Annotated in this window: 16 protein-coding genes and 1 other RNA gene; 5 read left to right on the plus strand and 12 right to left on the minus strand. The window is 59.6% G+C overall.

The window, feature by feature from the left end:
* Positions 1 to 46 precede the first annotated feature (46 nt).
* The 3 genes from EI290_RS16765 to EI290_RS16775 form a co-directional block, all read right to left on the minus strand.
* Entirely contained in the window at positions 47 to 646 is a 600-nt protein-coding gene (locus tag EI290_RS16765) for an SMI1/KNR4 family protein (RefSeq protein WP_125432734.1), read from the minus strand.
* Positions 647 to 852: 206 nt separating this feature from the next.
* Positions 853 to 1983, minus strand: a complete 1131-nt coding sequence (gene ald / locus EI290_RS16770) for an alanine dehydrogenase (protein WP_125432736.1) — start codon at positions 1981 to 1983, stop codon at positions 853 to 855.
* 272 nt (positions 1984 to 2255) lie between these two features.
* Positions 2256 to 3029, minus strand: coding sequence for a DUF1573 domain-containing protein (locus EI290_RS16775; RefSeq protein ID WP_125432738.1), 774 nt, complete (start codon positions 3027 to 3029; stop codon positions 2256 to 2258).
* A 302-nt stretch (positions 3030 to 3331) separates the two neighbouring features.
* Here EI290_RS16775 and EI290_RS16780 point away from each other — a divergent pair, with 302 nt between their 5' ends.
* A complete protein-coding gene (locus EI290_RS16780; RefSeq protein ID WP_125432740.1) occupies positions 3332 to 5755 on the plus strand; it encodes an alpha-ketoacid dehydrogenase subunit alpha/beta in 2424 nt (807 codons plus the stop codon).
* 82 nt (positions 5756 to 5837) lie between these two features.
* Here EI290_RS16780 and EI290_RS16785 read toward each other — a convergent pair whose 3' ends face one another.
* Positions 5838 to 6401, minus strand: a complete 564-nt coding sequence (locus EI290_RS16785) for a hypothetical protein (RefSeq protein WP_125432742.1) — start codon at positions 6399 to 6401, stop codon at positions 5838 to 5840.
* Between the two features lie 118 nt (positions 6402 to 6519).
* Between EI290_RS16785 and EI290_RS16790 the strand changes: the two genes are divergently transcribed.
* Together EI290_RS16790 and EI290_RS22495 are read left to right on the plus strand one after the other, a co-directional pair.
* Entirely contained in the window at positions 6520 to 7521 is a 1002-nt protein-coding gene (locus tag EI290_RS16790) for an acyl-CoA synthetase family protein (RefSeq protein WP_125432744.1), read from the plus strand.
* Between the two features lie 115 nt (positions 7522 to 7636).
* Positions 7637 to 7804 (plus strand): hypothetical protein, encoded by a 168-nt coding sequence (locus EI290_RS22495; protein WP_185817046.1) that lies wholly within the window; start codon positions 7637 to 7639, stop codon positions 7802 to 7804.
* Positions 7805 to 8027: 223 nt separating this feature from the next.
* On the opposite strand, the gene EI290_RS16795 is transcribed toward EI290_RS22495, so the two are convergent.
* Entirely contained in the window at positions 8028 to 8534 is a 507-nt protein-coding gene (locus tag EI290_RS16795) for a DUF421 domain-containing protein (protein ID WP_125432746.1), read from the minus strand.
* A gap of 293 nt (positions 8535 to 8827) precedes the next feature.
* Between EI290_RS16795 and EI290_RS16800 the strand changes: the two genes are divergently transcribed.
* Positions 8828 to 10363 carry a T9SS type A sorting domain-containing protein gene (locus EI290_RS16800; RefSeq protein WP_125432748.1) on the plus strand — a complete coding sequence of 512 codons (1536 nt, stop codon included), beginning with the start codon at positions 8828 to 8830 and terminating at the stop codon, positions 10361 to 10363.
* A gap of 111 nt (positions 10364 to 10474) precedes the next feature.
* Here EI290_RS16800 and EI290_RS16805 read toward each other — a convergent pair whose 3' ends face one another.
* The 7 genes from EI290_RS16805 to EI290_RS16835 all read right to left on the minus strand — a co-directional run bounded on the left by EI290_RS16805 (position 10475) and on the right by EI290_RS16835 (position 20366).
* Entirely contained in the window at positions 10475 to 11653 is a 1179-nt protein-coding gene (locus EI290_RS16805; protein WP_125432750.1) for a sigma-54-dependent transcriptional regulator, read from the minus strand.
* Between the two features lie 215 nt (positions 11654 to 11868).
* Positions 11869 to 14505: a cellulase family glycosylhydrolase gene (locus tag EI290_RS16810; protein ID WP_125432752.1), complete on the minus strand. Its 2637-nt coding sequence runs from the start codon at positions 14503 to 14505 to the stop codon at positions 11869 to 11871.
* Positions 14506 to 14790: 285 nt separating this feature from the next.
* Positions 14791 to 15238, minus strand: an RNA gene (rnpB, locus tag EI290_RS16815) — RNase P RNA component class A.
* Positions 15239 to 15264: 26 nt separating this feature from the next.
* The gene (locus EI290_RS16820) at positions 15265 to 15582 is read right to left on the minus strand and encodes a hypothetical protein (RefSeq protein WP_125432754.1); all 318 of its coding nucleotides are present in this window, start codon (positions 15580 to 15582) and stop codon (positions 15265 to 15267) included.
* A 99-nt stretch (positions 15583 to 15681) separates the two neighbouring features.
* Entirely contained in the window at positions 15682 to 17544 is a 1863-nt protein-coding gene (locus EI290_RS16825) for a M1 family metallopeptidase (protein ID WP_125432756.1), read from the minus strand.
* A gap of 720 nt (positions 17545 to 18264) precedes the next feature.
* Positions 18265 to 19380, minus strand: coding sequence for a Smr/MutS family protein (locus EI290_RS16830; protein ID WP_125432758.1), 1116 nt, complete (start codon positions 19378 to 19380; stop codon positions 18265 to 18267).
* Positions 19381 to 19484: 104 nt separating this feature from the next.
* On the minus strand, positions 19485 to 20366 hold the full coding sequence (locus EI290_RS16835) for a DUF2279 domain-containing protein (RefSeq protein WP_246008984.1): 882 nt from the start codon (positions 20364 to 20366) through the stop codon (positions 19485 to 19487).
* A 300-nt stretch (positions 20367 to 20666) separates the two neighbouring features.
* On the opposite strand from EI290_RS16835, the gene EI290_RS16840 reads away from it, so the two are divergent.
* Positions 20667 to 23492, plus strand: coding sequence for an alpha-amylase family glycosyl hydrolase (locus EI290_RS16840; protein WP_185817047.1), 2826 nt, complete (start codon positions 20667 to 20669; stop codon positions 23490 to 23492).
* The last annotated feature ends 13 nt before the right edge of the window (positions 23493 to 23505 follow it).

Consider the following 23505-nt stretch of genomic DNA (forward strand, 5'->3'; position numbering starts at 1 on the left):
AACAGATTCAGAGCGGGAGAAGAAAGCGGCGGAAAGACCCAGCCGGCTACAAAGGTTGCAGCCGCACCTGCTGCCCGTCGGGCAGGTCCTTGATTTGGCGGTGAAACTCGGCCAGCCACGCCAGCCGCTCCGTTACCGATACGGCCTTGGCGTTGGGTTTGGATTGGCCCTGGGTGGCAATGCACAGCGGCGGATACAGACTCAGCAGCTGCCCCGGCTGCAGCACGCCGCCCGCCTGCTGAAACGCCCGCAGCGGCTCCATGCCTAAGGCATCCAGCGGAAATTTTTCCACCCCAAACAGGAAGTGCTTAAAATCCACTTCCAGGTCGGCCAGCTCGCCGGTTTCGGTGTCCAGCCACAGCACGGCATCCCCGCGCAGCAAAAACTGGTTACCCGCGCAGTCCTGGGCGAAGGGAATGTCGGCCTTTTGGACTTCAGCGTAGGTGCGCCACAACGCCCGCTCGCCCTGCCATACAGTGGCCAGGGAGTGCCAGCCGGGAGCCGATACGCAGCCCCGGATGTGCAGTCCGCCGAAGTACGCCACCACGCCGTTCTGCTCACGCAGAAACGCCTGCAGGTAGCCCGGCAGCTTGGCAAATGTCACCAAATCGGTCAGCTCGCCGCCGGTGTAAAGGATGCCTTTCATTTCAATTAAAAATTGAGAATTAAAAATTAAGAATCGGAAAACGTTCTACCCAATCCATTCAGGATAGTGGCAGCTTCTTTAAGCATCTGCTGCTCGTTGCTGCCCTCGTGCAATACAAGGTAGGCTGTCTTAAAAAATAAGAATTGAGCATTCCAACGCCCAAAGGCCGCCGGAATGCTCAATTCTTAATTCGCAATTTTTAATATTTAATTGACGGCAGCCTCTTCCATTACTGACTCAACCGATTCCAGGGGTAGGCCCCAGGCGTCGGCTACGCCTTTGTACACCACTTTGCCGTGCACTACGTTCAGGCCGAGGCGCAGGGCCTCGTCGCGGCGGCAGGCTTCCTGCCAGCCCAGGTTGGCCAGCTTCACGGCGTAGGGCAGCGTGGCGTTGGTCAGGGCCAGAGTAGAGGTGTACGGTACGGCACCCGGCATGTTGGCCACGCAGTAGTGCACAATGTCGTCGATGATGAAGGTGGGGTTTTCGTGGGTGGTGGGCTTGCAGGTTTCAATGCAGCCACCCTGGTCCACGGCCACGTCCACCAGCACGGTGCCGGGACGCATGGTCTTGAGCATGTCGCGGGTGATGAGGTGGGGAGCCTTGGCACCCGGAATCAGCACCGCGCCAATGATGAGGTCGGCGGTTTTGATGGCTTCGCGGATGTTGTACTCGTTGGAGTACTGCGTCACCACGTTCTTGGGCATGAAGTCGTCCAGCTCGCGCAGGCGGTTCAGGCTGATGTCCATTACGGTTACTTTGGCACCCAGACCAGCGGCAATTTTGGCCGCCTGCGTGCCCACGATGCCGGCACCCAGTACCAGCACTTCGGCGGGCTTCACGCCGGGTACGCCACCCAGCAGAATGCCGCGGCCTTTCAGAGGTTTCTCCAGGTACTTGGCACCTTCCTGCGGAGCCATACGGCCGGCTACTTCGCTCATCGGAATGAGCAGAGGCAGGGCGCGGGTGGGCAGCTCTACGGTTTCGTAGGCTAGGCACACGGCTTTGCGCTCAATCATGGCGTGGGTCAGCTCCTCGCCCGAGGCAAAGTGGAAGTACGTGAACAACAGCTGGTTTTCCTTGATAAGCGGATACTCCGAGGCAATCGGCTCCTTCACCTTCACAATCATTTCCGCCTTGGCGTACACGTCCTCGATGGTAGGCAGCACCGTAGCACCCGCCTGCTCATACTCGGCGTCCGAGAAGCCGCTGCCGTTGCCGGCCGTGGCCTGCACGTACACTTCGTGGCCGTGCTTACGGAATTCAGCTACGCCGGCGGGCGTCAGGCCCACGCGGTTTTCGTTGTTCTTAATTTCTTTCGGTACGCCGATTAGCATGGCTCGAAGCGGGTGTGAAAATGGGGTGGATGAGGATTGCCCGGGTAAGGCGGGGCAAAGATAAGGCGAAAGAGGTAACAGGTGACGGGTGGGGGGGAAGTTGTAACACCGACAAACGCGGAGCAGGAAAAGTCATGCTCATCCGGAGCAAAGCGAAGGGCCTGTTTTCAGCTGAACGAAGCGTATTACAACGTCTCGTTCAGCTGAAAACAGGCCCTTCGGTTTACTTCGGATGACAGCAGCTTTTTATTGCCTGTCACCTGTTGCCCAAATCACTTAAACGGTACACTGGCGCCGCTTTCCTTCACCATGCTGCCGGCGTTCAGATCCTGTACTACAATGGCTTTCAGCGTCAGCTTGGCGTCGCCGGTAATGTCGTTGCTGGTAATTACCACAGGCTCGGTCTGGGCACCCAGCTTGCGCTGCCCGTACACCAGATCAATGGTGGCCGACTGCCCGGGCTTAATAGGGGAGGGCACGTTTTTGTAGCCCACGCAGTAGCACTGGGAGGTAATGGCACCCAGTACCAGGTCCTGCTTGCCCGTGTTCTTCACCGTAAAACGGGCCGAGGGCGTCTGGCCGGCTTCCATCTTGCCAAAATTATGTACCGTACGGTCCAGGCTCAGGCGCGGCGACTGGGCAATCTGGGCGGGGGTGAGCGAGGATTTCATCTGCTCCTTATTCAGCACGTTGCCCTTAATGGTGAGCACCGTGCTGGGCGTAGTGGCGTTGCTGGTTACCGTTACGGTTTTATTGAAGATGCCGGGCCGGCCGGCGCTGCTGTATACGGCCTTTACAATACCGGTTTTACCCGGCAGCACGGGCGTTTTGGTCCAGTCGGGGGTAGTACAGCCGCAGCTGGCCTGTACGTTGGCAATAATGATGGGCTGGTTGCCGGTATTCTTGAAGCGGAACTCGTGCGTGGCCATAGTGCCTTCGGGCACGCTGCCGAAATCGTGCAGCTCTTTTTCGAAGGTGAGTACGCCCTGGGCCTGAGTAGCCGCGGCGGTCAGCAGGGTGAGGAGGAAAGTGAAGATGTATTTCATGGCTGGAAGGAGTTACAAGTCTGAAGCTGAAAACAGGCAGTTTGTCATCCTGAGGCGGTAGCCGAAGCACCTTCTCACGTCAGAACGAGTTGCCCTAACGGTAGCCGTTCAACAGGGATAGGGTCCTTCGGCTACCGCCTCAGGATGACAGCATGACCATCCCAAAGATAGCCACAAACCAGCTACTACCGCATCAGCCGCAAATCCGTACTTTTGGGGGCCTGTTAACCGGACGGGTACATTCCCACCCCCTTCACGCATTCCGGTTTCTCATCCACCCGCCCGCTACTACTCCAGTTTTTATGTCCACTGCCGAAACTGCCGCCGACGTGCAATACAGCGTCGCCTCTCTCAGCAAAGAAGACCTGCTCCGCGACTACCGCCTGGGCTGGGAAAGCCGTCATGCGTCCCTGGCCGGCCGTAAGGAAGTATTCATGGGCAAGGCCAAGTTCGGCATCTTCGGCGACGGCAAAGAAGTGCCCCAGCTGGCCATGGCCCGCGCCTTCCGGGCCGGCGACTGGCGTGCGGGCTACTACCGTGACCAGACGTTTATGCTCGCCATTGGGGAGCTGACGCTGCAGCAGTATTTTGCCCAACTCTACGCCCACCCCGATGTGGAGGCCGAGCCCAGCACCGCCGGCCGCGCCATGAACGGCCACTTCGGTACCCGCCACCTCGATGAGGACGGCAACTTTAAAAACCTGGCCCAAAGCAAAAATTCCTCCGCTGATATTTCGCCCACCGGCGGCCAGATGCCCCGCCTCGTAGGCCTGGCCTACGCTTCCAAGCTTTACCGCCAAAACCCCGAGCTGCACCAGTACAGTCAGTTTTCGGTGAACGGCAACGAGGTGGCGTTTGGCACCATCGGCAACGCCAGCACTTCCGAGGGCATGTTCTTCGAGGCCATCAACGCTGCCGGTGTGCTCCAGATTCCGATGCTCATCAGCGTCTGGGACGACCACTATGGCATTTCGGTGCCCGCCGAGTACCAGACCACCAAGCAGAACATTTCGGAGATTCTGAAAGGCTTCCAGCGCGAAGGCGAGGGCCAAGACGGCTTTGAGATTTTCCGGGTGCGCGGCTGGGACTATGCCGCCCTCATCGACACCTATCAGCGGGCCGCCGAGGTGTGTCGCGCCCAGCACGTGCCCGTGCTTATTCACGTGCAGGAAGTAACCCAGCCCCAGGGCCACAGCACCTCAGGCTCCCACGAGCGGTACAAGAGCAAGGACCGCCTGAGCTGGGAAGAGGAGCACGACTGCCTGCGCAAAATGCGCGAGTGGCTGCTGCTGGAAGGCCATGCCACGGAGCAGGAGCTGACGCAGATTGAGAATGAGGCCAAGGAAACCGTGAAAGTGGCCCGCACGGCCGCCTGGAACGAGTTTTTCAACCCCATCAAGCAGGAAGCCGCCGAGGTAGTGGCCCTGCTGAACCGCCTGGTGAAGGAAACCGGCACCGAAAACCAGCTGCACGAACTGGTAGAGCCCCTGGAGCACAACCCGGCTCCCATCCGGGCCGATTTGGTGCGCACCGTGCGCCGCGCCTTGCGGGCCGTGCGCGGCACCCGCAGCGCCGCCCGCCGCGACCTGCAGAACTGGCTGGAGCAGGCCCTGGCCGAAAACGCCGACCGTTACAACTCCTACCTGTTCAGCCAGAGCGAAGAGGCCATTGGCAACATCGAAGAAGTGAAAGCCACCTTCGCCGCCGACGCCCCTCAGGTGGACGGCCGTGAGGTGCTGCAGGCCTGCTTCGACGCCAACTTCCAGCGCGACCCGCGCATTTTCGCCATTGGGGAAGACGTGGGCCGCATCGGCGACGTGAACCAGGCCTTTGCCGGCCTGCAGGAGAAGTTCGGGGAGCTGCGCGTGACGGATACCGGCATCCGGGAGTGCACTATTGTGGGGCAGGGCATAGGGGCGGCCATGCGCGGCCTGCGCCCCATCACCGAAATTCAGTACCTCGACTACCTGCTCTACGCCATCCAGATTCTCTCTGACGACGTGGCCTGCCTGCAGTACCGCACCAAGGGCGGCCAGAAGGCTCCGCTGATTGTGCGCACCCGGGGCCACCGCCTCGAAGGCATCTGGCACTCCGGCTCGCCCATCCAGATGATTCTCGGGGCCATCCGCGGGATGCACCTGTGCGTGCCGCGCAACATGACCCAGGCCGCGGGCTTCTACAACACGCTGCTACGCTCCGATGAGCCGGCCATTGTAATTGAGTGCCTTAACGGCTACCGCCTCAAGGAGCGGATTCCGCAGAACATCGGGGAGTTCACGCTGCCTCTGGGCCAGCCCGAAACCCTGAAAAAAGGCGACGACCTGACCATTGTAACCTACGGCTCAATGTGCCGCATTGTACTGGACGCTGCCCGGCAGCTGGCCGACGCCGGCATTTCGGTGGAGGTAATCGACGTGCAGACGCTGCTGCCCTTCGACGTGGACCACGTCATTGCCGATTCGTTGCAGCGCACCAACCGCGTACTGTTTGCCGATGAGGACGTGCCCGGGGGAGCCACCGCCTACATGCTGCAGCAAGTGCTCGACGAGCAGCAGGCTTACCGCTTCCTCGACTCCCAGCCTCGTTGCCTCTCAGCCCAGGCCCACCGCCCACCCTATGGTTCCGACGGCGACTATTTCTCGAAGCCCAACGCCGAGGATGTGTTTGATGCCGTGTACGAAATAATGCAGGAGGCCGACCCCAAGCGGTTCCCGGCCATCTACTAGCCGTTGCTTGTACACTAAAAGAGGTGGTCTACTCATCGTAGGATGAGCAGACCACCTCTTTTGCTGAAAGTTTCCGGTACCGTTAGGGCTGAAGCGTGAGGGCGTCGGTAACAACCTCATTGCTGACGTGCAGGGCCCGGTCCTTGATTTTGATCTTGAAACGAAGTACAGTGCCTGTTCTAAGCACCGAGTTCTTGAACAGCTGCAGCGTATAGTCGATGTCGCCTTTCAGGGGAGCTTTCCGGTCGCCCTGATCATCGGGCGTAAGGCGGGGGTAGCGGCCATCATACCCTGGGTCGTTGGGTGAGAAGACGATATCCTGAAAGTTGCCGCCAGCATCCCGTACCTGCAGCCGGCAGATGTAATTGTACCCGTCGGGGTTAAGCGTGTTGTCGGGCTTGGTAACGTTGAAGGGCGGACTGGTATCGGTGGAGCGCAGGCCCAGGTCACCGTCCCCGTCCTTGTAGGCAACGATAATTACCACCTTATCATAGGTGCCTGTGGCATCCGTAATCCGCTCCTGAGTGATGCGCTTAAACTCAATTTCCGGCGTGTCGGGATACTCTGGAGGACTGATGCAGGAGCCGACCGCCAATCCGGTGGCCGCCAGCAGCAGAGTAGTGCGAAGCGTACGAGGTAAGATCATACAAAAGCTAAAAAAACGGTTGGGAAGCCTGCTCCTGCCGGGGTGGGAAGGTACAACATCTGAACGAACGAAGCGCCGCCCACATTGTTCTATATTCCGCTAACCCTAACCTCCCCGAATGAGTTTCCGCGACGACTATCTGCGTCAGTTACCTGCGTTAACGGCTGATACTGCCCCCGCCGCTGCTTTGGAATTGTTTCGTTACCAGGCCCGGTACTGCGCGCCCTATGCGGCCTACCTGGCGGCCCTGGGCCAGCGGCCGGAGCAGGTGCAGCGGCTGGAGGATATTCCGTTTCTGCCCATTGAGTTCTTCAAAACCCAGGACGTGCGCACCGATGCCGCCGAGTGGAGCCCCCAGGAAACCTTCCTGAGCAGTGGCACCACCCGCCAGAGCCGCAGCCAGCATCAGGTGCGCGACCCGCAGCTGTACCGGCAGCACGCGGCCCGCATCTTCGAGCAGTTCTATGGCCCGCTCACCGGCTGGACGTTTCTGGCGCTGCTGCCTTCGTATCTGGAACAAGGCAACTCTTCCCTGGTGGCAATGGTGGAGTACTTTTCCCAACAGTCGGGACAGAAGCAGCCGGCGTTTTTTCTGCGCGACCATGACGCTTTGCTGGCGGCACTGGCGCAGGCAAAACTGACGCCCGGCCGCCGGGTGCTGCTGCTGGGGGTGAGCTACGCTCTGCTGGACTTTGCCGCCGCCTACGCCGGTCGGCCCGAGCTGCACGGCCTCACGGTGCTGGAAACCGGCGGCATGAAGGGTCGCCGCCGCGAGATGATTCGGGAGGAGCTGCACGCTGAGCTGCAGCAAGCCTTCGGGCCGGCCGGCATCCACTCCGAGTACGGCATGACGGAGCTGCTGGGCCAGGCCTACAGCTTCGGCGACGGGCGTTTCCACGCTCCGCCCCAGCTACGCATTCTGCTGCGCGACCCATCCGACCCATTTTCAGCAAGTGAAACCCGCGCCGCCGGAGCCCTCAACGTCATCGACTTGGCCAACGTGGACAGCTGCGCCTTCATCGAAACCAAAGACTTGGCCCGCCTGCACCCCGATGGCTCCTTTGAAGTGCTGGGCCGCCTCGACAACTCCGACGTGCGCGGCTGTAATCAGATGGCATGAACTACAGATGATAGAGATGAGAGGATGCCGCAGATGCTGTAATTTCGTTCCATAACAATTTTGGGAGCGGTAAACCGTCTTCGAAGCAGCTTCATACGCGCCAAATTTCAATACTATGTACGACGCTGAAAAAGACAGAAAGTTTGTATTAGTAGTTATGCAATGTCTTGGTGGGTTAGCAGGGGCATTTGTTGGGGCATTATCTTTTACCTATATCAGCTATTGGTCTAATAATGGTACTTCTCTTTTTGCCGATATATTTTGGGCTATGGCAGGGGATTAGTTGGTCTGATAGTAGGGATATTATTAGTCAGAAAAGCTTATAAGCAGTGAAGCTGTTTAGAAAGTCAAAAGACCGTCATGCTGAGCTTGTCGAAGCATCTCTACCTCTGGCTAATCAATTATCATTACAACGAAGCGGTAGAGATGCTTCGACAAGCTCAGCATGACGGTCTGATTGATTTTCTAAACAGCTTCAGTGAAACAAAAGAGGTTTCAACTAACTCTTATTCCTCTTCTTTCTTCACCACGGTAATATTGCCGTCGTGTTCCAGGCGCACGGCCTGAACCTGCTGCAAATCGTCGAGGTTGGCGGCGGCTCGTACGCCGGCTTGCATGTCTTCTTCGCTGATGCTGGCCCGGGTTAGCTCCCGCTTATTGACCACGCCATTCTGGACCAGCAGCGAATCGGTGCCTTTGATGAGCTTGCGCAGGGACGGCGAGAAGTACACGGCGTAGGCTACCACCCGCTGCACCAGCACCAGGGCGGCGGCGGCGGCAAACGTCAGGCCCATCGGCGCATCGGCCAGAATGACCCGGCTCAGCAAGGCCCCGAACATAAATTTCACAACCAATTCCATTGCGCTGTTGCCGGCCACCGTGCGCCGGCCCGCCAGCCGTAACAGAAGTATTGCTACAAAAAACACCAGCACCGCCCGCGCGCAGCCCTGACCAATGGTGAGGGTTTGGGTAGTGGCATCCAGGCCAAGTAAGTCGTTGAAAAAAGAATTCATGTGCGCAGCTGTAGTGAGCGAAAAATCGGTAGTTCGGAGTGCTACCGAGTGGGTAGTGGCCGGTAGTGCGCCTAGCCGCTGTCTGTGGGGAGCGGTGGAAGTGAGGCGAGTAACCAGTGCGGGAACTTCTCTACGCAAAGTGCTCCAAAACAGCCCGTCGGCAGACACTATTTCCCGCTGGGTGCTGGCAACTTGCCGTTAGTTGTTTACCTTCCTGCACCTCACGCAAGAGGTATTCCGCGGCGCGCCGGGTGGTGCGGTGGGAGGTTAGTCACTTATCCAAACTACTTAGTATGAAATACGTGTACATGTGGGCGCTGCTGCTGGCGCCGCTAGGTTTGCGGGCCCAGAATGCGCCGTACTGGCCGCTGTTTCGGCCCGGCCTCACCTACCAGCTGGCGGAGGCCGCTACCCCCGCCGACACCACCCACACCGTTCGGCTCAGCGCCCAGCCCACCGCCGGCCCCGACTCGGTGTACGCCCTCAACTGGCAGTTTGCGCAGTGGCGCACCGCAACCACGAGTGAGTGCAGCCGCCGGCCCAACTTTTTGTTCGGCGACCGGGTGCGGGTGCCCCAGGCCGCCGCGCGGGCGGGCGTGTACGTGCTGGAAGGCGCGGCGGGCCGCACGCTCACCCTGCGGCTGCGGCACCCGCTGGGCCAGGACTGGCCGGCCACGCCCACCGGCCTTATGGCTCGCGTTACGGCCCGCGGTGTGGTACCGGTGCTCGGGCAGCCCGATTCGGTGGTGACAATTCAGCTGTCGGACGGGCAGACCGTGCAGTGCAGCAAGCGGTACGGCTGGCTCGCGGGGCCGGCTCCCGCCGCCTACCTGGGCCGGGGCCGGGCCCGCCGCCTCACCCTCAGCGCGGCCCCCGTCCGCAACTTCCCGGAAACTGTTTTCGGAATGCGGGCCATTCATAACTACCAGCCCGGCGACGTTTTTCTGCGCCACTCCCAGGAGTCGACAAATTTTGGTAGCCTCTGCACCGAATCCTGGCAGCGGGACAGTGTGCTCACGCGCACCCTCAGCCGCACCCAGGATTCGGTAACGTACACTATCCGGACGCGCACCCTACGGCGGGCCTACGGCATGGCCTCGGCGCCCATTCAGTTCTGCAATCAGCAAGCCGGTACCACCCTAGAACCGCCCCGCACCTTGACACTGATAGTCAGCGCATCCTACGCCGTTGGCGCCTATGGCAACGGCGTAGGCAACGAGCTGACAAACGGCTATCTGCAATATTCTCCTGTAACTTTCGGATACTACACTGGCCCCGCCTACCGCACCAGCTACAACGGCCGGCTGGGGCAGAAGCATGAGTTTCTGCAACCATACCGGGAAACCGCTCATCCCGATAGCCTGTGGTTAAGTACAATAGTAGATGCAGGTGGTAGAAGACAGTTAGCTGCAGGTCTGGGAGAAACCAGTCGGGAAAGTGGCAGTGTATACGGCTGTTACCAAACCCAACTGCTCGGCTACCACAAAGCGCCCACTACGCCCGGCGGCCCCGCCGAAGACTGGGGCTCGTTGCGCACGTTTGCTCAGCTACTCAGCAGCCGGCCCCAGGCCGCGGCGGCTACTACGGCGGCTTTCCCGGTGCCATTTCAGCAGCAGCTCACGGTGCGCTGCCAGGCTGCCCGCTCCCAAATGGCCACACTTACGCTTTTCGACGGCTTGGGCCGGCAGGTAGCCACCTACGCCCGCCCGGCCCGCACCGGCCCCAACGAGTGGCAGCTTTCCACCGCTCACCTCCCCGCCGGCCTCTACCTGCTGCACCTGCACTACGACAACCACACCGAGGCCCTGCGCGTGCAGAAAACCGAATGAGCTTGGCGGATAGTTGTTCTACAGGCTAAAAGAAGCTATACCCCGGAGCACAGCTCCGGGGTATAGCTTCTTTTAGCCTGTAGAACAACTTCGGGGTACAACCTATGGCGGCTACTTACCGGCAAAGGCCCGGGCGTCGGACTCCGTAATGGTGTCGTCGCTCATAATCACGAGGCGCTCCACCACGTTGCGCAACTCCCGGATATTGCCGCGCCAGTCGAGGCTTTGCAGATACTTCAGGGCCGCGGCATCCACTTTCTTGGGTTTGTTGCCGTAGTCCTGGGCAATGTCTTTGAGGAACTTCTCGATGAGGGCCGGGATGTCGTCGCGCCGGTCGTTGAGAGCGGGCACCTGAATCAGGATGACGGACAGGCGGTGGTAGAGGTCCTCGCGGAAGTTTTTGTCGGCAATTTCCTGGAGCAGATTCTTGTTGGTGGCGGCCAGCACGCGCACGTTCACCGAAATTTCCTTTTCGCCGCCCACGCGGGTAATCTTGTTTTCCTGCAGGGCCCGCAGCACCTTGGCCTGGGCCGAAAGGCTCATGTCGCCGATTTCGTCCAGAAACAGCGTGCCGCCGTCGGCCTGCTCGAACTTGCCGATGCGCTGCTTCACGGCCGAGGTAAAGGAGCCTTTCTCGTGCCCGAACAGCTCCGACTCAATCAGTTCCGAGGGAATGGCGGCGCAGTTCACTTCCACCAACGGGCCACTGGCGCGGTTGCTGAGCTCGTGCAGCTGCCGGGCCACCATCTCCTTGCCCGCCCCGTTGGGACCGGTGATGAGCACGCGGGCATCGGTGGGGGCTACCTTCTCAATGGCCTTGCGCACGGCCGACAGCGCCTCGGAGTCGCCAATCATTTCCGAGTTCTTGGCCAGCTTTTTCTTGAGCGTCTTGTTCTCGGTGCTGAGCTTGGTGGTTTCGGTGGCAAGCTTGCTATGGTCGAGGGCGTTGCGCACGGTTACCAGCAGGCGGTTCAGGTCTGGGGGCTTTTGCAGGAAATCGTAGGCTCCCTTCTTGGTGGCGTCCACGGCCATTTCCACGTTGCCGTGGGCCGATACCATGATAAACGTGGCCCCGGGGGCCAGAATGCGGGCCCGCTCCAGCACCTCAATGCCGTCCATCTTGGGCATTTTTACGTCGCAGAGCACCACGTCGTACTTGTCCCTGATGAGCATATCCAGGCCGCTGGGGCCGTCCTCGGCCTGGTCTACCTGGTAGCTCTCGTATTCCAGAATTTCTTTCAGCGTGTGCCGAATGGCCTTTTCGTCGTCGATAATGAGAATGCGGGGCATAGAAAAGAGGGAGGTGTAGAATGCGAAAGGTACAAAACGTGCCGTCGAATTGCAGGGTTGAGTGAGCCGAGCGTTCCGGCTAACGATACCCTGATGAACGTCCTGCTGAGCTTGCCGAAGCATCTCTGCCGTTTCGTCTGATTTATTCAACGAAGCGGCAGAGATGCTTCGGCAAGCTCAGCAGGACGTGCTTTCTACATAGGTCCTCATCAAGCCTACCGCAGCTCCACCGATTCAACATCCAGATACGGCCGCTCCGAGGTGGCTGACGCGGCGGCGGGAGCCAGCAGAATCTGCAATACCTCCGCCTGGGCCAGTGGTAGGATGGGGGGGCCGTCGGCGCGGAACGTCATCGGCAGAAAGCTGGGGTAGGGGCGCGGCAGCAGCACCTGCTGCGCTGGCCGGAACGCCGTTAGCGGCACCCGGATTTCCTGCAGCTCCGGTCCTACGGTCACTTCCGTGGCGTAGGCCGCCGCGTCGCGGGTAGTGAGAACGAGGCGGACCGGGCCGGCCCCGCCGCCGCGGCGGGCGCGTAGTACCAGCTCCCGGAAGTTGCCGGCCTCAGTGGCCCGCGCCGCCAGCCGGTCGCCGAAGTAGGCCCGTAGAAAAGCCACCGGGGCCTGCGGATCGAAGAAGGCCGGGGGGCTGGCGGGCGTAGGCGCCTGGAGCAGGCGCAGGGCCAGCCGGCCGCTGCCGGTGGTCACGTAATCAGACCAGCCAGAACCATTGACGCCGCCAGTTTCTACCCGCTGCTGGTCCTGGGCCGCCTCAAACAAGGGCAATGGGGCTCCGGTGGTTACAATAGGGGTTTCCCAATGGTCCTGCGGGGCGTAGTCCCAGTCGCGGGGGCTGCCGGCAAAGCCGCCGGGGAAGGTGGTGGTTTGTTGGCTATGCTTCACCACCACCCAGTAGCGCAGCAGCCCGGGGTAGAGCAGCTCGGCGGGTACGGTGGCTTCGGCGGTGGTGAGCGTGGGGCGGCGCATGGGTATGGTGCGCGTCGGGCCGTAAAAATGCTGGGCAATCAGCAGCACCGAATCGGTAGGTTCCGCGCCGGCCACGGTGGCCCGCAGCAAGGCCGGTTGCCCGGCAGGCAGTTGCGCGGGCGGCGTGTGCATCACCTGAGTAGGTAAATTCGTAGCGGCCGGGGCCACGAATTCGCCCAGCTTGATAGCGCCCAGCTGAGTTTGTGCGGTGTACGCCGCCGTGCTTTTGCCCCGGGCTGCTACCACGTACGCGCCCGGCCGCAGCGCCACCGTGCCGCCGCTGGCTTGGTCCTGAAACGTGTTGCCCTCATTCAATCCGCGGACTGTGAAATCAGTGCCTAAGCCCGGCAATTCAAGGCGCAAGGGCTGGGTGTTCCAGCTGATGCGGGTGACGGGCTGCCGCAGGGAGGTTTTGGCGAACGGGTCGCGCACCGGAATGGCATCGGGCATCACCTCCAGCCGCCACACGCCGGGGGCCAGCCGGTCGAGGAAATAAGCCCCCGTGCCCTGGTACTGCACCAGCGGGGAGGAGCCCGTGCCGGCTACGCGGCGCAAAGCGGCGGGCTTGCGCGGGGCGGTAGTGGTGGTGCTGGTATAGTAGAACTCCTCGGGCGTATTCAGCTCGCTCAGGCCGTTGCGGTAGCTCACCCGGAAGTCCTCAAACGTGGAATCCTGGGGGTACGTGGCGAAGGGCTGATTGCGCTTTACCCGCCGGAACACCTTGCCCGCAATCAGCAGGCTGATGGCCTTGGCGGGCGTGTAGGTCAAATTCAGGTAGTGCGTCTGGTATTCGGTGTTGGCATAGGCCAGGGTCAGCGGGTCGTAGGCAAACTGGGTGGCCCACTGGAAGCCGGCGCTGCGGAAGCTACGGGCCATCAGCGGGTACATCACCGGCTGCAGAATATCAGCCGACTCAAACTCGTACACCAGCCGGGGCTTGCCGGCAAAGCGTGGGTCTTGGGCGTACGGAATCGGGTACTGCTGCACCAGTGGCAGCAGGTTGCCGCGCAGCGTGTGCCCATTCACCAGCGCCGACGGGTACCACTGAAACGTGAAGCCCTGTACCGGGCTGCCCAGAATGGCGTTGGCTACGGCCGGGCTTTCGGCGAGGTTGTAAAAGATAGGTTTCTTATAGCCCGTGGCGCGCATGGCCGCCACCATGCGTTGCACGAACTCGCTCACTTCGGCCTCGGGCTGGCGGTAGTGGGGCTCGTTGCACACCTCGTAGGCAATGATGTCAGGGTCGTCGCGCAGGAGCAGGCCGGTGTACTGGTTGCGGTGGTTGAGGAACTGCCGGAGGTAGTTTTCCTGAGCCCGGATGGCGCGCGGGTTGTTGTAGGCCCGGGCCTTGGGGTAGATGGCCGAGAAGCCGGTCTGGGCCGTATCGGGCTCGGGGTAGCCGTTGCCCCAGTAGGCAATGGGCGTCAGCACGGTTTTGATGCCGCGCTGCTTGAGCCGCTGCAAGAGGTAATCGAGCAGGCGCAGGTGCTCATTCTCCAGCACGTTGCCCAGCGTATCACTGATTTCCACGTCCCAGACGTGCACCCGGAACGCATCAATACCCAGCCGGGAGAGGTGGTACACATCCTGGTCGATGCCCTGCTCGGGCGACACGCCCAGGCGGCGGTGGGCCCGGTAGGAGTGAGCGAAGGGCGTGGTATAGTTGACACCGAACAGGGCCACTTCCTCCTTCGAGCCCTGCCAGCGCAGTACCCCGGCCCCATCCACGTACACGTCGGCGGTTTTGGGCGGGGCTTTCTGGGCAATGGCGGGCAGGGAAATCAGCAGCGCCAGCAGCCAGCCGAAGCTAGCCAGTGCCAGCGGCCAGCGGCGGGGGGCGCTGGGTACCACTCGTATCAGATCAGACATTATGCAAACGTTTGTGTATGCGAAATAACACTATTTAACCCGATTTTCGGGATACTATAAATTAGAGCTAGGTTTAATTCCCCTCCTCGGAAAGGAGGGGCCGGGGTGGTCGATCTTGCGTTAGAACAGCGTTTAAGGCTAGCTCTAGAATCTTTCTGACACTCATCAACCACCCCTGGCCCCTCCTTTCCAAGGAGGGGAATTAAACCTGGCTTTATTCTACAATCGGAAACCGGCAGCAACCGAAACGGCCGCCGCACCCGAAGATGCGGCGGCCATTTGAAGTGGCGTGATGAGTCTGTAAGCCGGGTTTTGTCCGCCCGCCCGAAAGCACGCGGCCCCACCATTTATCTAGGCCCGAACTCGCGCGCGGGCTCCATCAACCTACCCGCCAGCGCCGGACGAGCCGCCCGGTGCGCCCCCGAAGGACCGCGTACTGGCTTATTTGGTCTTTCAACCCCTGAGGTTTACCCAGCCGGACTGGTCACCCAGCCGCTGGTGCGCTCTTACCGCACCTTTTCACCCTTACCAAAGGTGAAATTGTGAAGTGGTGAGATTGTGAAATTCACAACTTCACCTTTCACAACTTCACCGCCTGGCGGTACTTTTCTGTGGCACTGGCTGTCCTGAGAAGCTTTACGCCGCCCAGTCCTTCCCGTTAGGAAGCAGGGTGCTCTGCGTTGCCCGGACTTTCCTCGTCGCCTTGAAGCGCCGCGGTGGGGCGACCCATCACTACGGGCAAAGGTAGGGGAATACTGTTTACATACTTTCCATCAACTCAATATTCAGGGTGTCATGCTCAGGCACTAGCACTTGTTTGCAGTTGTAGCTGAGCGTGGTTACCACGAGTATCCCGTTTGATGGAGCATTGATTTGGTAGCGTCCATATAAGTCACTATGCACTATTATGTCGCTTCCTGTGAGTTGAATTTGAGCATCCGCAATACGCTCTGTTTTATGATGGATGAATCCTGAAACGAGGTGAGGTTTGCCTAGTGTGTTTGTAGAAGGAAGCTTTGGGATTTGTCCACAATCAGCAGTGCTCATCACATGATACTGACTGTTGCGAGGCATCATACCTGTGCAGCCAACCAGCAAAAGCAGTAATATGAATGCTAGACAATTCTTAATAATGAATATGGTGCACGTAGTGTCAATTACTCTTTTGAGCAAACTCTACTTCCCCTCCCACACATTATCCTTGGGGTAGCTGTCGGGCACGAGGGTGGCACCTAGCTTCAGCTGCTTCACGGCTTTGGTGGTGGCTAGGGGCACGGTTACGGTTTTCGCGCCCTGTTCCCACACGGCTATGGTGCGGTGCAGCTTCTCGGTAGAGTTGTCCTGGTAGGTTACGGTGAGGTCCACGGGGACGGGTTTGGTACCTTTGGCTTCTACTACTACATCGTAACCAGCCGACGTTTTGGTGACCTGCTGGATGGCCAGGTCGGGGTAGCCGCCGTCGAAAAACCAGCGCTGCCAGAACCAGTTGAGGTTGCGGCCGGCCCCGGCGTTCATCGAGTTGAAGAAGTCGTAGGGCATAGGATGCTTACCGTTCCACTGGCGGATGTAGGTGTGCAGGGCCTTCGTGAACAGCTCGTCGCCCAGCAAATCCTTCACGTAGAGGTAGCCCAGGCCCGGTTTGGGGTAGGAGTTGAGGAAGAACGGCGTACCCGTCTGCTGGGTGCTGAGCGTGACGATGGGCAGGTCCACCTCGGTATCGGCAGCGGCGGCGTAGGGGGCAATGCCGTAGTCGTCGTCCAGCTTGGGGTCGATGATGCCCGAAATCAGCCACTCGCCAATGGTGGCCCAGCCCTCATCCATCCAGCCGTACTTGGTTTCGTTGATGCCCATGTAGAACGGGAACATCGTGTGGAAAATCTCGTGGTCGGTGAGCGTAATGGCGTCCTCGCGGGTGCTGGTGGGGTTGTCGTTCACCATCATCGGGTACTCCATCTGGTCCAGCCCGTCGAAGATGGTTTCGTGCGGGTAGGGGAAGGGCCACTTAGGGAAGGTGTAGCTCATGGCCTCCACCGTTTTACGGGCGAAGTGTACCACTTCCTCGTAGTCCTTGTGCTCGGGGTTGTACACGGCATCCACGCGGGTGCGGCGCTTGGTGACGGGGTCCACTACCAGGCTGCTGGCCTGCCACACGTAATGGTCGGTGGTGGCAAAGGCGAAGTCCGTCACGTTTTTGGCCTCGAAGTGCCAGGTATTCTGGGCGGCGGGGGCCGTTAGGTCCTTGGCTTTGAGGTCGGTGGTGGTGATGATAGAGATGATGCCGTCCTTGGTTTCGGCTTCGCGCAGGCGCTGGGCGTACTTCTTACCCAGCACTTTGTCGGCGTTGGTCAGGTCGCCGGTGGCCCACACCACAAAGTGGCGGGGCACGGTTACGTCCACCGAAAAGTTGGCGAAGTCGTTGTAGAACTCCTGGCTGCCGATGTAGGGGTGGCGGTTCCAGCCGTCGATATCGTCGTACACGGCCACGCGGGGGAAGAAGTAGGCCACAAAATCGGCCCCCGGCTCCACCTCGCCGGTGCGCATGTGGGAGCCTTTGTTGAGCGTGTAGGAGTAGCTGACGGAAATCTGGGCCGTCTGCTTCGCCCCAATGGCTCGGCGCAGGGGCACCGTCAGGTTGGTGAAATCGGCCTTGAGCTTGGCCACGTCCAGGGGCTGACCGTTGATGGTCAGCTTCTCCAGCTTCATGCCCTCGCCCACGTCCTCGGGGCTCATGCCGCTGGCGCGGGGGGCGCCTTTCTTGTAGAGGTTCGGGTAGAGCTTGAACCACAGCTGCCGCAGCGAGTCGGGGCTCTGGTTGTGGTAGGCAATATCGGCCGTGCCCTTCACCAGTCGGGTAGTCGGGTCAAAACTTACCTTCAGCTTATAATCAGCCGAGTTCTGCCAGTAGTTGGGGCCGGGCTGGCCGGTTACCGAGCGGGTGCCTTTGGCGTAGGTGGCCTGCAGATTACGCGGCACGGGCAGCTGCTGAGCCGCCAGGGCGAGGGGGAGAAGTGTAGCGGCGAGAAGCGCGGGAAATTTCATGGAACGGAACTGGTTTCAGCCGCTAAAGTAGCGGGTTGAAACGCAGGGTTGCGCTGAGTTCGGTCTTACTGCCACTCAATAGCTACTTCACCAGTTCTTATAACTTCTGGATGGCGTAGTAAACTATCATATAGGGTAGTACCCCGAAAAGAGTCAACTAACCGTTGGTTTTTCAAACTATCCGATGACAGAATGGTGAGGTTCCCTTCCCTGGAAATGACAAAAGCATTGAACCTAAAAACGGGGTTTCCCTTCCATTTTGGTAAGTACATAGTAGTGTGGAAGAAATAGTATAAACCTGAACAACGAGAAGTAACAGATAATGGCTCAATTTCAAGTACAGTAACGAGCGGGCGTTTCAGTGGCTGTATGTAAAGCTGGGAGTATTGTGTAGAGAACTGTTTGAATGACTTCGGACGGCACACACACAGATTTTTCACGAAAACGTATTCTGGCCGTAAGGCATTTCGGAAATATCTGCTGAATGTTGGAATAAGTACTCTTTTCTTCTCCTTGGCCAACTGCAATTCTTTGTTGCAACCCACTATTGATACACAAATGAGTAGAAAATAGGTTGTTCTGAACATAAGACAAAAAGTGTGTAAGTCGAGTACCAAATAAACTAATAAGCTGTCATGCCGAGCGAAGCGAGGAATCGGAGGTTATCCTAATTGGATAATCCAGATTCCTCGCTTCGCTCGGCATGGTAGTTCAGTTACTTTACTTCAACCGCACCAGCGTGGCGCCGTAGCCAAACTTCTCCTTGCGGGAGTCCTCGAAGAACTTGATGTCCCGGTTGCGGCTGAGCAGCTTGTGCAGCTCCTTGCGCAGGGTACCGTTGCCGGAGCCGTGGATGAACACGATTTCGTGCATGTTGGTGGCCAGGGCGCGGCTCAGGGTGTCCTCAAAAGCTTCGAGCTGGAGCTTGAGGATGGCCGTATTGCTCAGGCCCTCGGCACCTTCGGGCATCAGGGTTTCCAGGTGCAGGTCCACCTCGTGGGGCGGGGCTACCAGGGCTTTGGCGGGCTCGGGGGCCGGGGCCACGGCGGCAGGCTTGGCGGGGGCGTTACCGCTGAGCTGGGCTTTGAGCGTTTCGGCCAGCTTTTCGGGGGCAATAACTGCCGGGGCAGCGGGCTTCTCATCCAGCTGGAACAGGTAGGCCTCGCGCTGCAGCACCGGCACGTTGGGCTGGCGGCTGGTGTAGAAGCTAGCGGCCTTGAATTGCAGCCGCTTGGTGAGCAACTCGTAGGCTTCGGCGCCGTTCAGCTGGAAGGGCAGCAGCTGCACCACGGCCGCTGGCCACTGGTCGAAATCCTTGAGGTGCCAGTGGCCCAGCGGGGCGCTAACGGTTTTGGCGGCCAGCTTCTCGCCCTTCAACCCCCGGTATTTACCCTGGCGCTCCTCCCCGAAGGTATAGAGCACGTCCCGGTCGGTGTGGTTGACCAGGTGCAAAGCCAGCAGCTCCGGCGACTGGTGCGTGAGGGCCAAGTAGAGGCCTTTCTGCACCGGCGGAGCCACGGTTTTATCGGCTTTCACCGGGGTGGGGCCTTCGGTTTTGACGGGGGCAGGAGTGGGGGCCAGCTTGCCCGAGGCTTTGGCGGCCCGGGCCGCGTGGGCCGCGCCGGTAGCGGCAGCTTTCTTCTCGGAGGCCACGGCAGCGGCGCTCTGCCCAAAGGCTTTGGTTTCCTCGGCCGCTACCACTACCACTTCGCGGCGCAGCACCGGAATGGTGAAATCATTATCAATGGCTACTTCCACCAGCTCGTCGCTGAGCAGGCGGGTAACAATGCCTTCTTCGCGCCCGGTGAGCAGGCGTACACGGTCTCCAACGTTCATATCAACTAACTAAAAAATGCGGGTGGAAAGGAAAACAAAGGTAGCGGGCAAAACGGGCCCGCGCTGAAACAGGCTGTACGGGGTTTGCCGATGACCGGATTAGGTTAGTAGTACAACCCGTGCGCTACAAAACCACGCCGCGGATTCCATTCCAGGGCGGGGGCGGGCAGGTGAAAGATGCTCGCCACGTAAAACACCCGTTTCAGCAGCTTGCTGCGGGTCGGGATGCGGCGCAGGTCCACATCGAAGCTGAGGTAGTACTGCCGGTAGGGGCGCAGGCCCAGGGCCGCGTTGGCGTCGACATCATTATACACCATCTGCTGAGCGCCGTAACCGACGGCTGGCTGCAGCCAGCGGGGCCAGCGCGAAGTAGCCGGCAGCCAGGCCCCCACGTCGGCGCAGAGCCAGTAGGTCTGCCCATTATAATCCTTCAGGTGCTTTTCGGCCAGGCTGCGGCCCAGCACGTTGGGGCGCAGGTCCGAATAGCGGGTAGTATGAAAGGAGTATTTGGGCATGAGGCGGACCTCGCCCCAGGCCAGCTGCTGCCCGATTAAACCGGCCGAGCCCAGGAAGTTCGCGGCCAGATCGGTGGCCGAGGCTCCGTACTGCGGGTCGCGGCCGTCGAGCAATTCAATGGGGCTTTGCAGCAGAAAGCCCACGAAGCCTCCGTACCAGATAGCGCGACGGTCGGGCACACCGGCCCAGCGCAGCATGTCCACGGCACCCCGGCTTTCGTGAAACGCGCCCCAGAAGTGGCCCGCTTTATCCATCTGCTTCCACTCATGCGAGTCATCGAACCAGTGAAACCGGCTCCGCTCCCCCGTGTACCAGCCCTGGCTGAGTAAATACATTGTGGCCGAGTACGATACCGCCAGTCCACCGGCCAGCACCGGCAGTCGGTGGGAGAGGGAGTTGGATCCGGAGCGGACAGTATCGGAAGGGAAGCCAATGCCGGCAGGGGCTGTATTAGCGGCTGCTCGGGCCACTGTTGGCGGTTGTCCCTGCCCTGGCCGGGGCGGCAACCAGCAGGCTAGCAGCAACCCCAGCCAGATGGGAAGCCGCCACGCGAATAAAGAGAAGCCCGACGACTGCATGACAAGAGAAACTAACTGGAATTAAAAAGGGCTTAAATCTACAAGAAAAGCCGCTGTTGACTTGCCGGTACGTGAGTACTTACCGTATCTTTAATGCCCCCTTGCATCTATAGTGCGAGTTTTATTCTCGATATGATCAATAGGGAACCAAAGTTGCTCATCCATTTTTCAAATTCCCAACTCCTTTTTTTCATGAAAGCACTTCGACTTTTATTGAGTCTGGTGGCAATGCTGGCCGCAACGCCGGTTTTGCGGGCGCAGGTGGTGACCACGCAGCCCACCTTCTTCCGCGACACCGACGCGGTAACCATTACCTTTGACGCCACCCAGGGCAATGCAGCACTAGCCAACTTCAGCGGCGACGTATATGCCCACACCGGCGTCATCACCAATCTGAGCACCAGCCCCTCCGATTGGAAGCACGTGAAGTTCACCAACTTCAACGCCCCCGACCCCTCGGTGAAGCTCACTCGTAGCGCCACTAATCCCAACGTGTATACACTGGCCATTACGCCCAGTGTACGGCAGTGGTACAATGTACCCGCCGGCGAAACTATTCAGCGGATTGCCATCCTGTTCCGCAACGGGGCTGGTACTATTGTAGGCCGCACGGCCGCCGGCGGCGACATCTTTATTGATGTAGCTCAGGGTGCTCTCACCGCCCGTATCACCTCGCCTTCCGTAACCGGGGCGCAGTTTGTAGCCACTGGTACGCAAGTAAGCCTTACGGGGGAAGCCTCGGCTTCGGCTGACCTGAAATTTGCCCTTAACGGTACCACTCTGGCCCAGCAGACGGGCACTTCGCTCAGCACAACGGCTACCATTTCGCAGACGGGCCGCAACGTGGTGCGCTTTTCGGCTACCAACGCTGGTGTTACCGCCACCGATTCCATTGTATACGTAGTGCGGCCCGCAGTAACGGTAGCTGCTCTGCCGGCTGGTGCCAAGGATGGCGTAACTTACCTGAACGGCGGTACCTCGGTACTTCTGAACCTCACGGCCCCCGGCAAGCAGTTCGTGTATGCCATTGGCGAGTTCAACAACTGGCAGCCCGACAATGCCGCCTATCTGAATAAAACCCCCGACGGCAATAACTGGTGGGTGCAGATTAACGGCCTCACCCCCGGCCGCGAATACGCCTACCAGTACCTGGTGGATGGCAGCCTGCGCGTAGCTGATCCGTACGCGGAAAAGGTGCTGGACCCCAACAACGACTCTTTCATTCCGGCCGTTACGTACCCCAACCTGAAGGCCTACCCGACCGGCAAAACCACCGGTATTGTATCGGTGCTGCAAACCAACCAGAGCACTTACGCCTGGCAGGTAACCAACTTCCAGAAGCCCAAGCGCACCGACCTGGTTATCTACGAGCTGCACCTGCGCGACTTTATTGCCCGTCACGACTACCAGACCCTGCGCGATACGCTGGGCTACCTCCAGCGCCTGGGTGTGAACTGCATTGAGCTGATGCCCGTGAATGAGTTTGAGGGCAATGAAAGCTGGGGCTACAACCCGTCCTTCCACTTTGCTCCCGACAAGTACTACGGACCCAAAGACGAGTTCAAGCGTTTTATTGATGCCGCGCACCGCCGTGGTATGGCCGTGGTACTGGACGTGGTGCTCAACCATGCCTTTGGTCAGAACCCCATGGTGCAGATGTACTTCGATGCAGCTACCGGCAAGCCTACGGCCAACTCGCCCTGGTTTAATGCCGATGCCACCCACCCCTTCAATGTGGGCTACGACTTCAACCACGAAAGCCCCTTCACGCGCTATTATTCCAAGCGCGTTATGGAGCACTGGCTGCGCGAGTATCACGTAGATGGCTACCGCTTCGACCTGAGCAAAGGCTTCACTCAGCGCAACACGCCTACCGACGTAGGTGCCTGGGGGCAGTTTGACCAGTCGCGCATCAACATCTGGCAGGACTACTACAATACCATGATTGCCGTTGACCCCACCATGTATCCCATTCTGGAGCACTTTGCCGATAACTCGGAGGAAATTGCGCTGTCGAATATGGGCATGATGTTGTGGGGCAACATGAACCACAGCTACAACGAGGCCACCATGGGCTATCTGGCCAATTCCAACTTCAGCGGTGGCTATTATGGCGCCCGGGGCTGGCAGCAGCCCAACCTGGTTACTTACATGGAAAGCCACGATGAGGAGCGCCTGATGTTCAAAAACCTGCAGTACGGCAATATGTCGGGTTCGTACTCGGTGAAAAATCTGAACACGGCACTGGCCCGGCAGGAGCTAACCGCTGCCTTCTTCTTCACCGTGCCCGGCCCTAAAATGGTATGGCAGTTTGGGGAGCTGGGCTACGACATCAGCATCGACCAGAACGGCCGTGTAGGCAACAAGCCTATTTTGTGGAACTACCAGACAGTGCCTGGCCGCGCCAAGCTCTACAACACCTACCGCTACCTGATTGCGCTTAAGAAAGTGGATCCGGTGTTTGAAAATCCCACTACGTATACCCAGAGCCTGACCGGAGCTGGTAAAACCATTCACCTGAGCAATGCTACTCAGAACGTAACCGTAGTAGGTAACTTCGACGTGACGAGCACCAGTGTAAACCCCGAGTTTCAGCGCACCGGCAAATGGTACAACTACCTCACCGGCGACTCCATTACGGTAACCAGCACCACGGCTCCGCTCACGCTGCAGCCGGGCGAATACGCGGTATACACCACTACCCGCCTGAAAAAGGACCAGCTGGTATTAGGGACCCGTCAGCAGCAGGCTGCCGCGGCCGTATTGCAGCTGGCTGCCTGGCCTAATCCTGCCGGTACCACGGCCCAGCTTAGCTACCAGCTGCCCCAGGCGGCTACCGTACAGGTATCCATTCTGAATCTGCTGGGAGCTACTGTGAAAACCCTGCCCGCCGTGCGGCAGGCAGCCGGTGCCAAAGCGCTGGAGTTGCCGCTCGATAATCTGAGCAATGGAGTGTACATGGTACGCCTGAACACCGGCCAGCAGCAGCAAACTATCCGGTTAGTGGTTCAACACTAGCCGAAAGCTTTCC

This window comes from Hymenobacter metallilatus, assembly GCF_003944705.1.
Classification (GTDB): domain Bacteria; phylum Bacteroidota; class Bacteroidia; order Cytophagales; family Hymenobacteraceae; genus Hymenobacter; species Hymenobacter metallilatus.

Excerpts from the sequence above, each read along its gene's own strand:
- EI290_RS16765 (WP_125432734.1), bottom strand. The coding sequence starts at position 646 with ATGAAAGGCATCCTTTACACCGGCGGCGAGCTGACCGATTTGGTGACA.
- ald (WP_125432736.1), bottom strand. The coding sequence starts at position 1,983 with ATGCTAATCGGCGTACCGAAAGAAATTAAGAACAACGAAAACCGCGTG.
- EI290_RS16775 (WP_125432738.1), bottom strand. The coding sequence starts at position 3,029 with ATGAAATACATCTTCACTTTCCTCCTCACCCTGCTGACCGCCGCGGCT.
- EI290_RS16780 (WP_125432740.1), top strand. The coding sequence starts at position 3,332 with ATGTCCACTGCCGAAACTGCCGCCGACGTGCAATACAGCGTCGCCTCT.
- EI290_RS16785 (WP_125432742.1), bottom strand. The coding sequence starts at position 6,401 with ATGATCTTACCTCGTACGCTTCGCACTACTCTGCTGCTGGCGGCCACC.
- EI290_RS16790 (WP_125432744.1), top strand. The coding sequence starts at position 6,520 with ATGAGTTTCCGCGACGACTATCTGCGTCAGTTACCTGCGTTAACGGCT.
- EI290_RS22495 (WP_185817046.1), top strand. The coding sequence starts at position 7,637 with ATGTACGACGCTGAAAAAGACAGAAAGTTTGTATTAGTAGTTATGCAA.
- EI290_RS16795 (WP_125432746.1), bottom strand. The coding sequence starts at position 8,534 with ATGAATTCTTTTTTCAACGACTTACTTGGCCTGGATGCCACTACCCAA.
- EI290_RS16800 (WP_125432748.1), top strand. The coding sequence starts at position 8,828 with ATGAAATACGTGTACATGTGGGCGCTGCTGCTGGCGCCGCTAGGTTTG.
- EI290_RS16805 (WP_125432750.1), bottom strand. The coding sequence starts at position 11,653 with ATGCCCCGCATTCTCATTATCGACGACGAAAAGGCCATTCGGCACACG.
- EI290_RS16810 (WP_125432752.1), bottom strand. The coding sequence starts at position 14,505 with ATGTCTGATCTGATACGAGTGGTACCCAGCGCCCCCCGCCGCTGGCCG.
- EI290_RS16820 (WP_125432754.1), bottom strand. The coding sequence starts at position 15,582 with ATGATGCCTCGCAACAGTCAGTATCATGTGATGAGCACTGCTGATTGT.
- EI290_RS16825 (WP_125432756.1), bottom strand. The coding sequence starts at position 17,544 with ATGAAATTTCCCGCGCTTCTCGCCGCTACACTTCTCCCCCTCGCCCTG.
- EI290_RS16830 (WP_125432758.1), bottom strand. The coding sequence starts at position 19,380 with ATGAACGTTGGAGACCGTGTACGCCTGCTCACCGGGCGCGAAGAAGGC.
- EI290_RS16840 (WP_185817047.1), top strand. The coding sequence starts at position 20,667 with ATGAAAGCACTTCGACTTTTATTGAGTCTGGTGGCAATGCTGGCCGCA.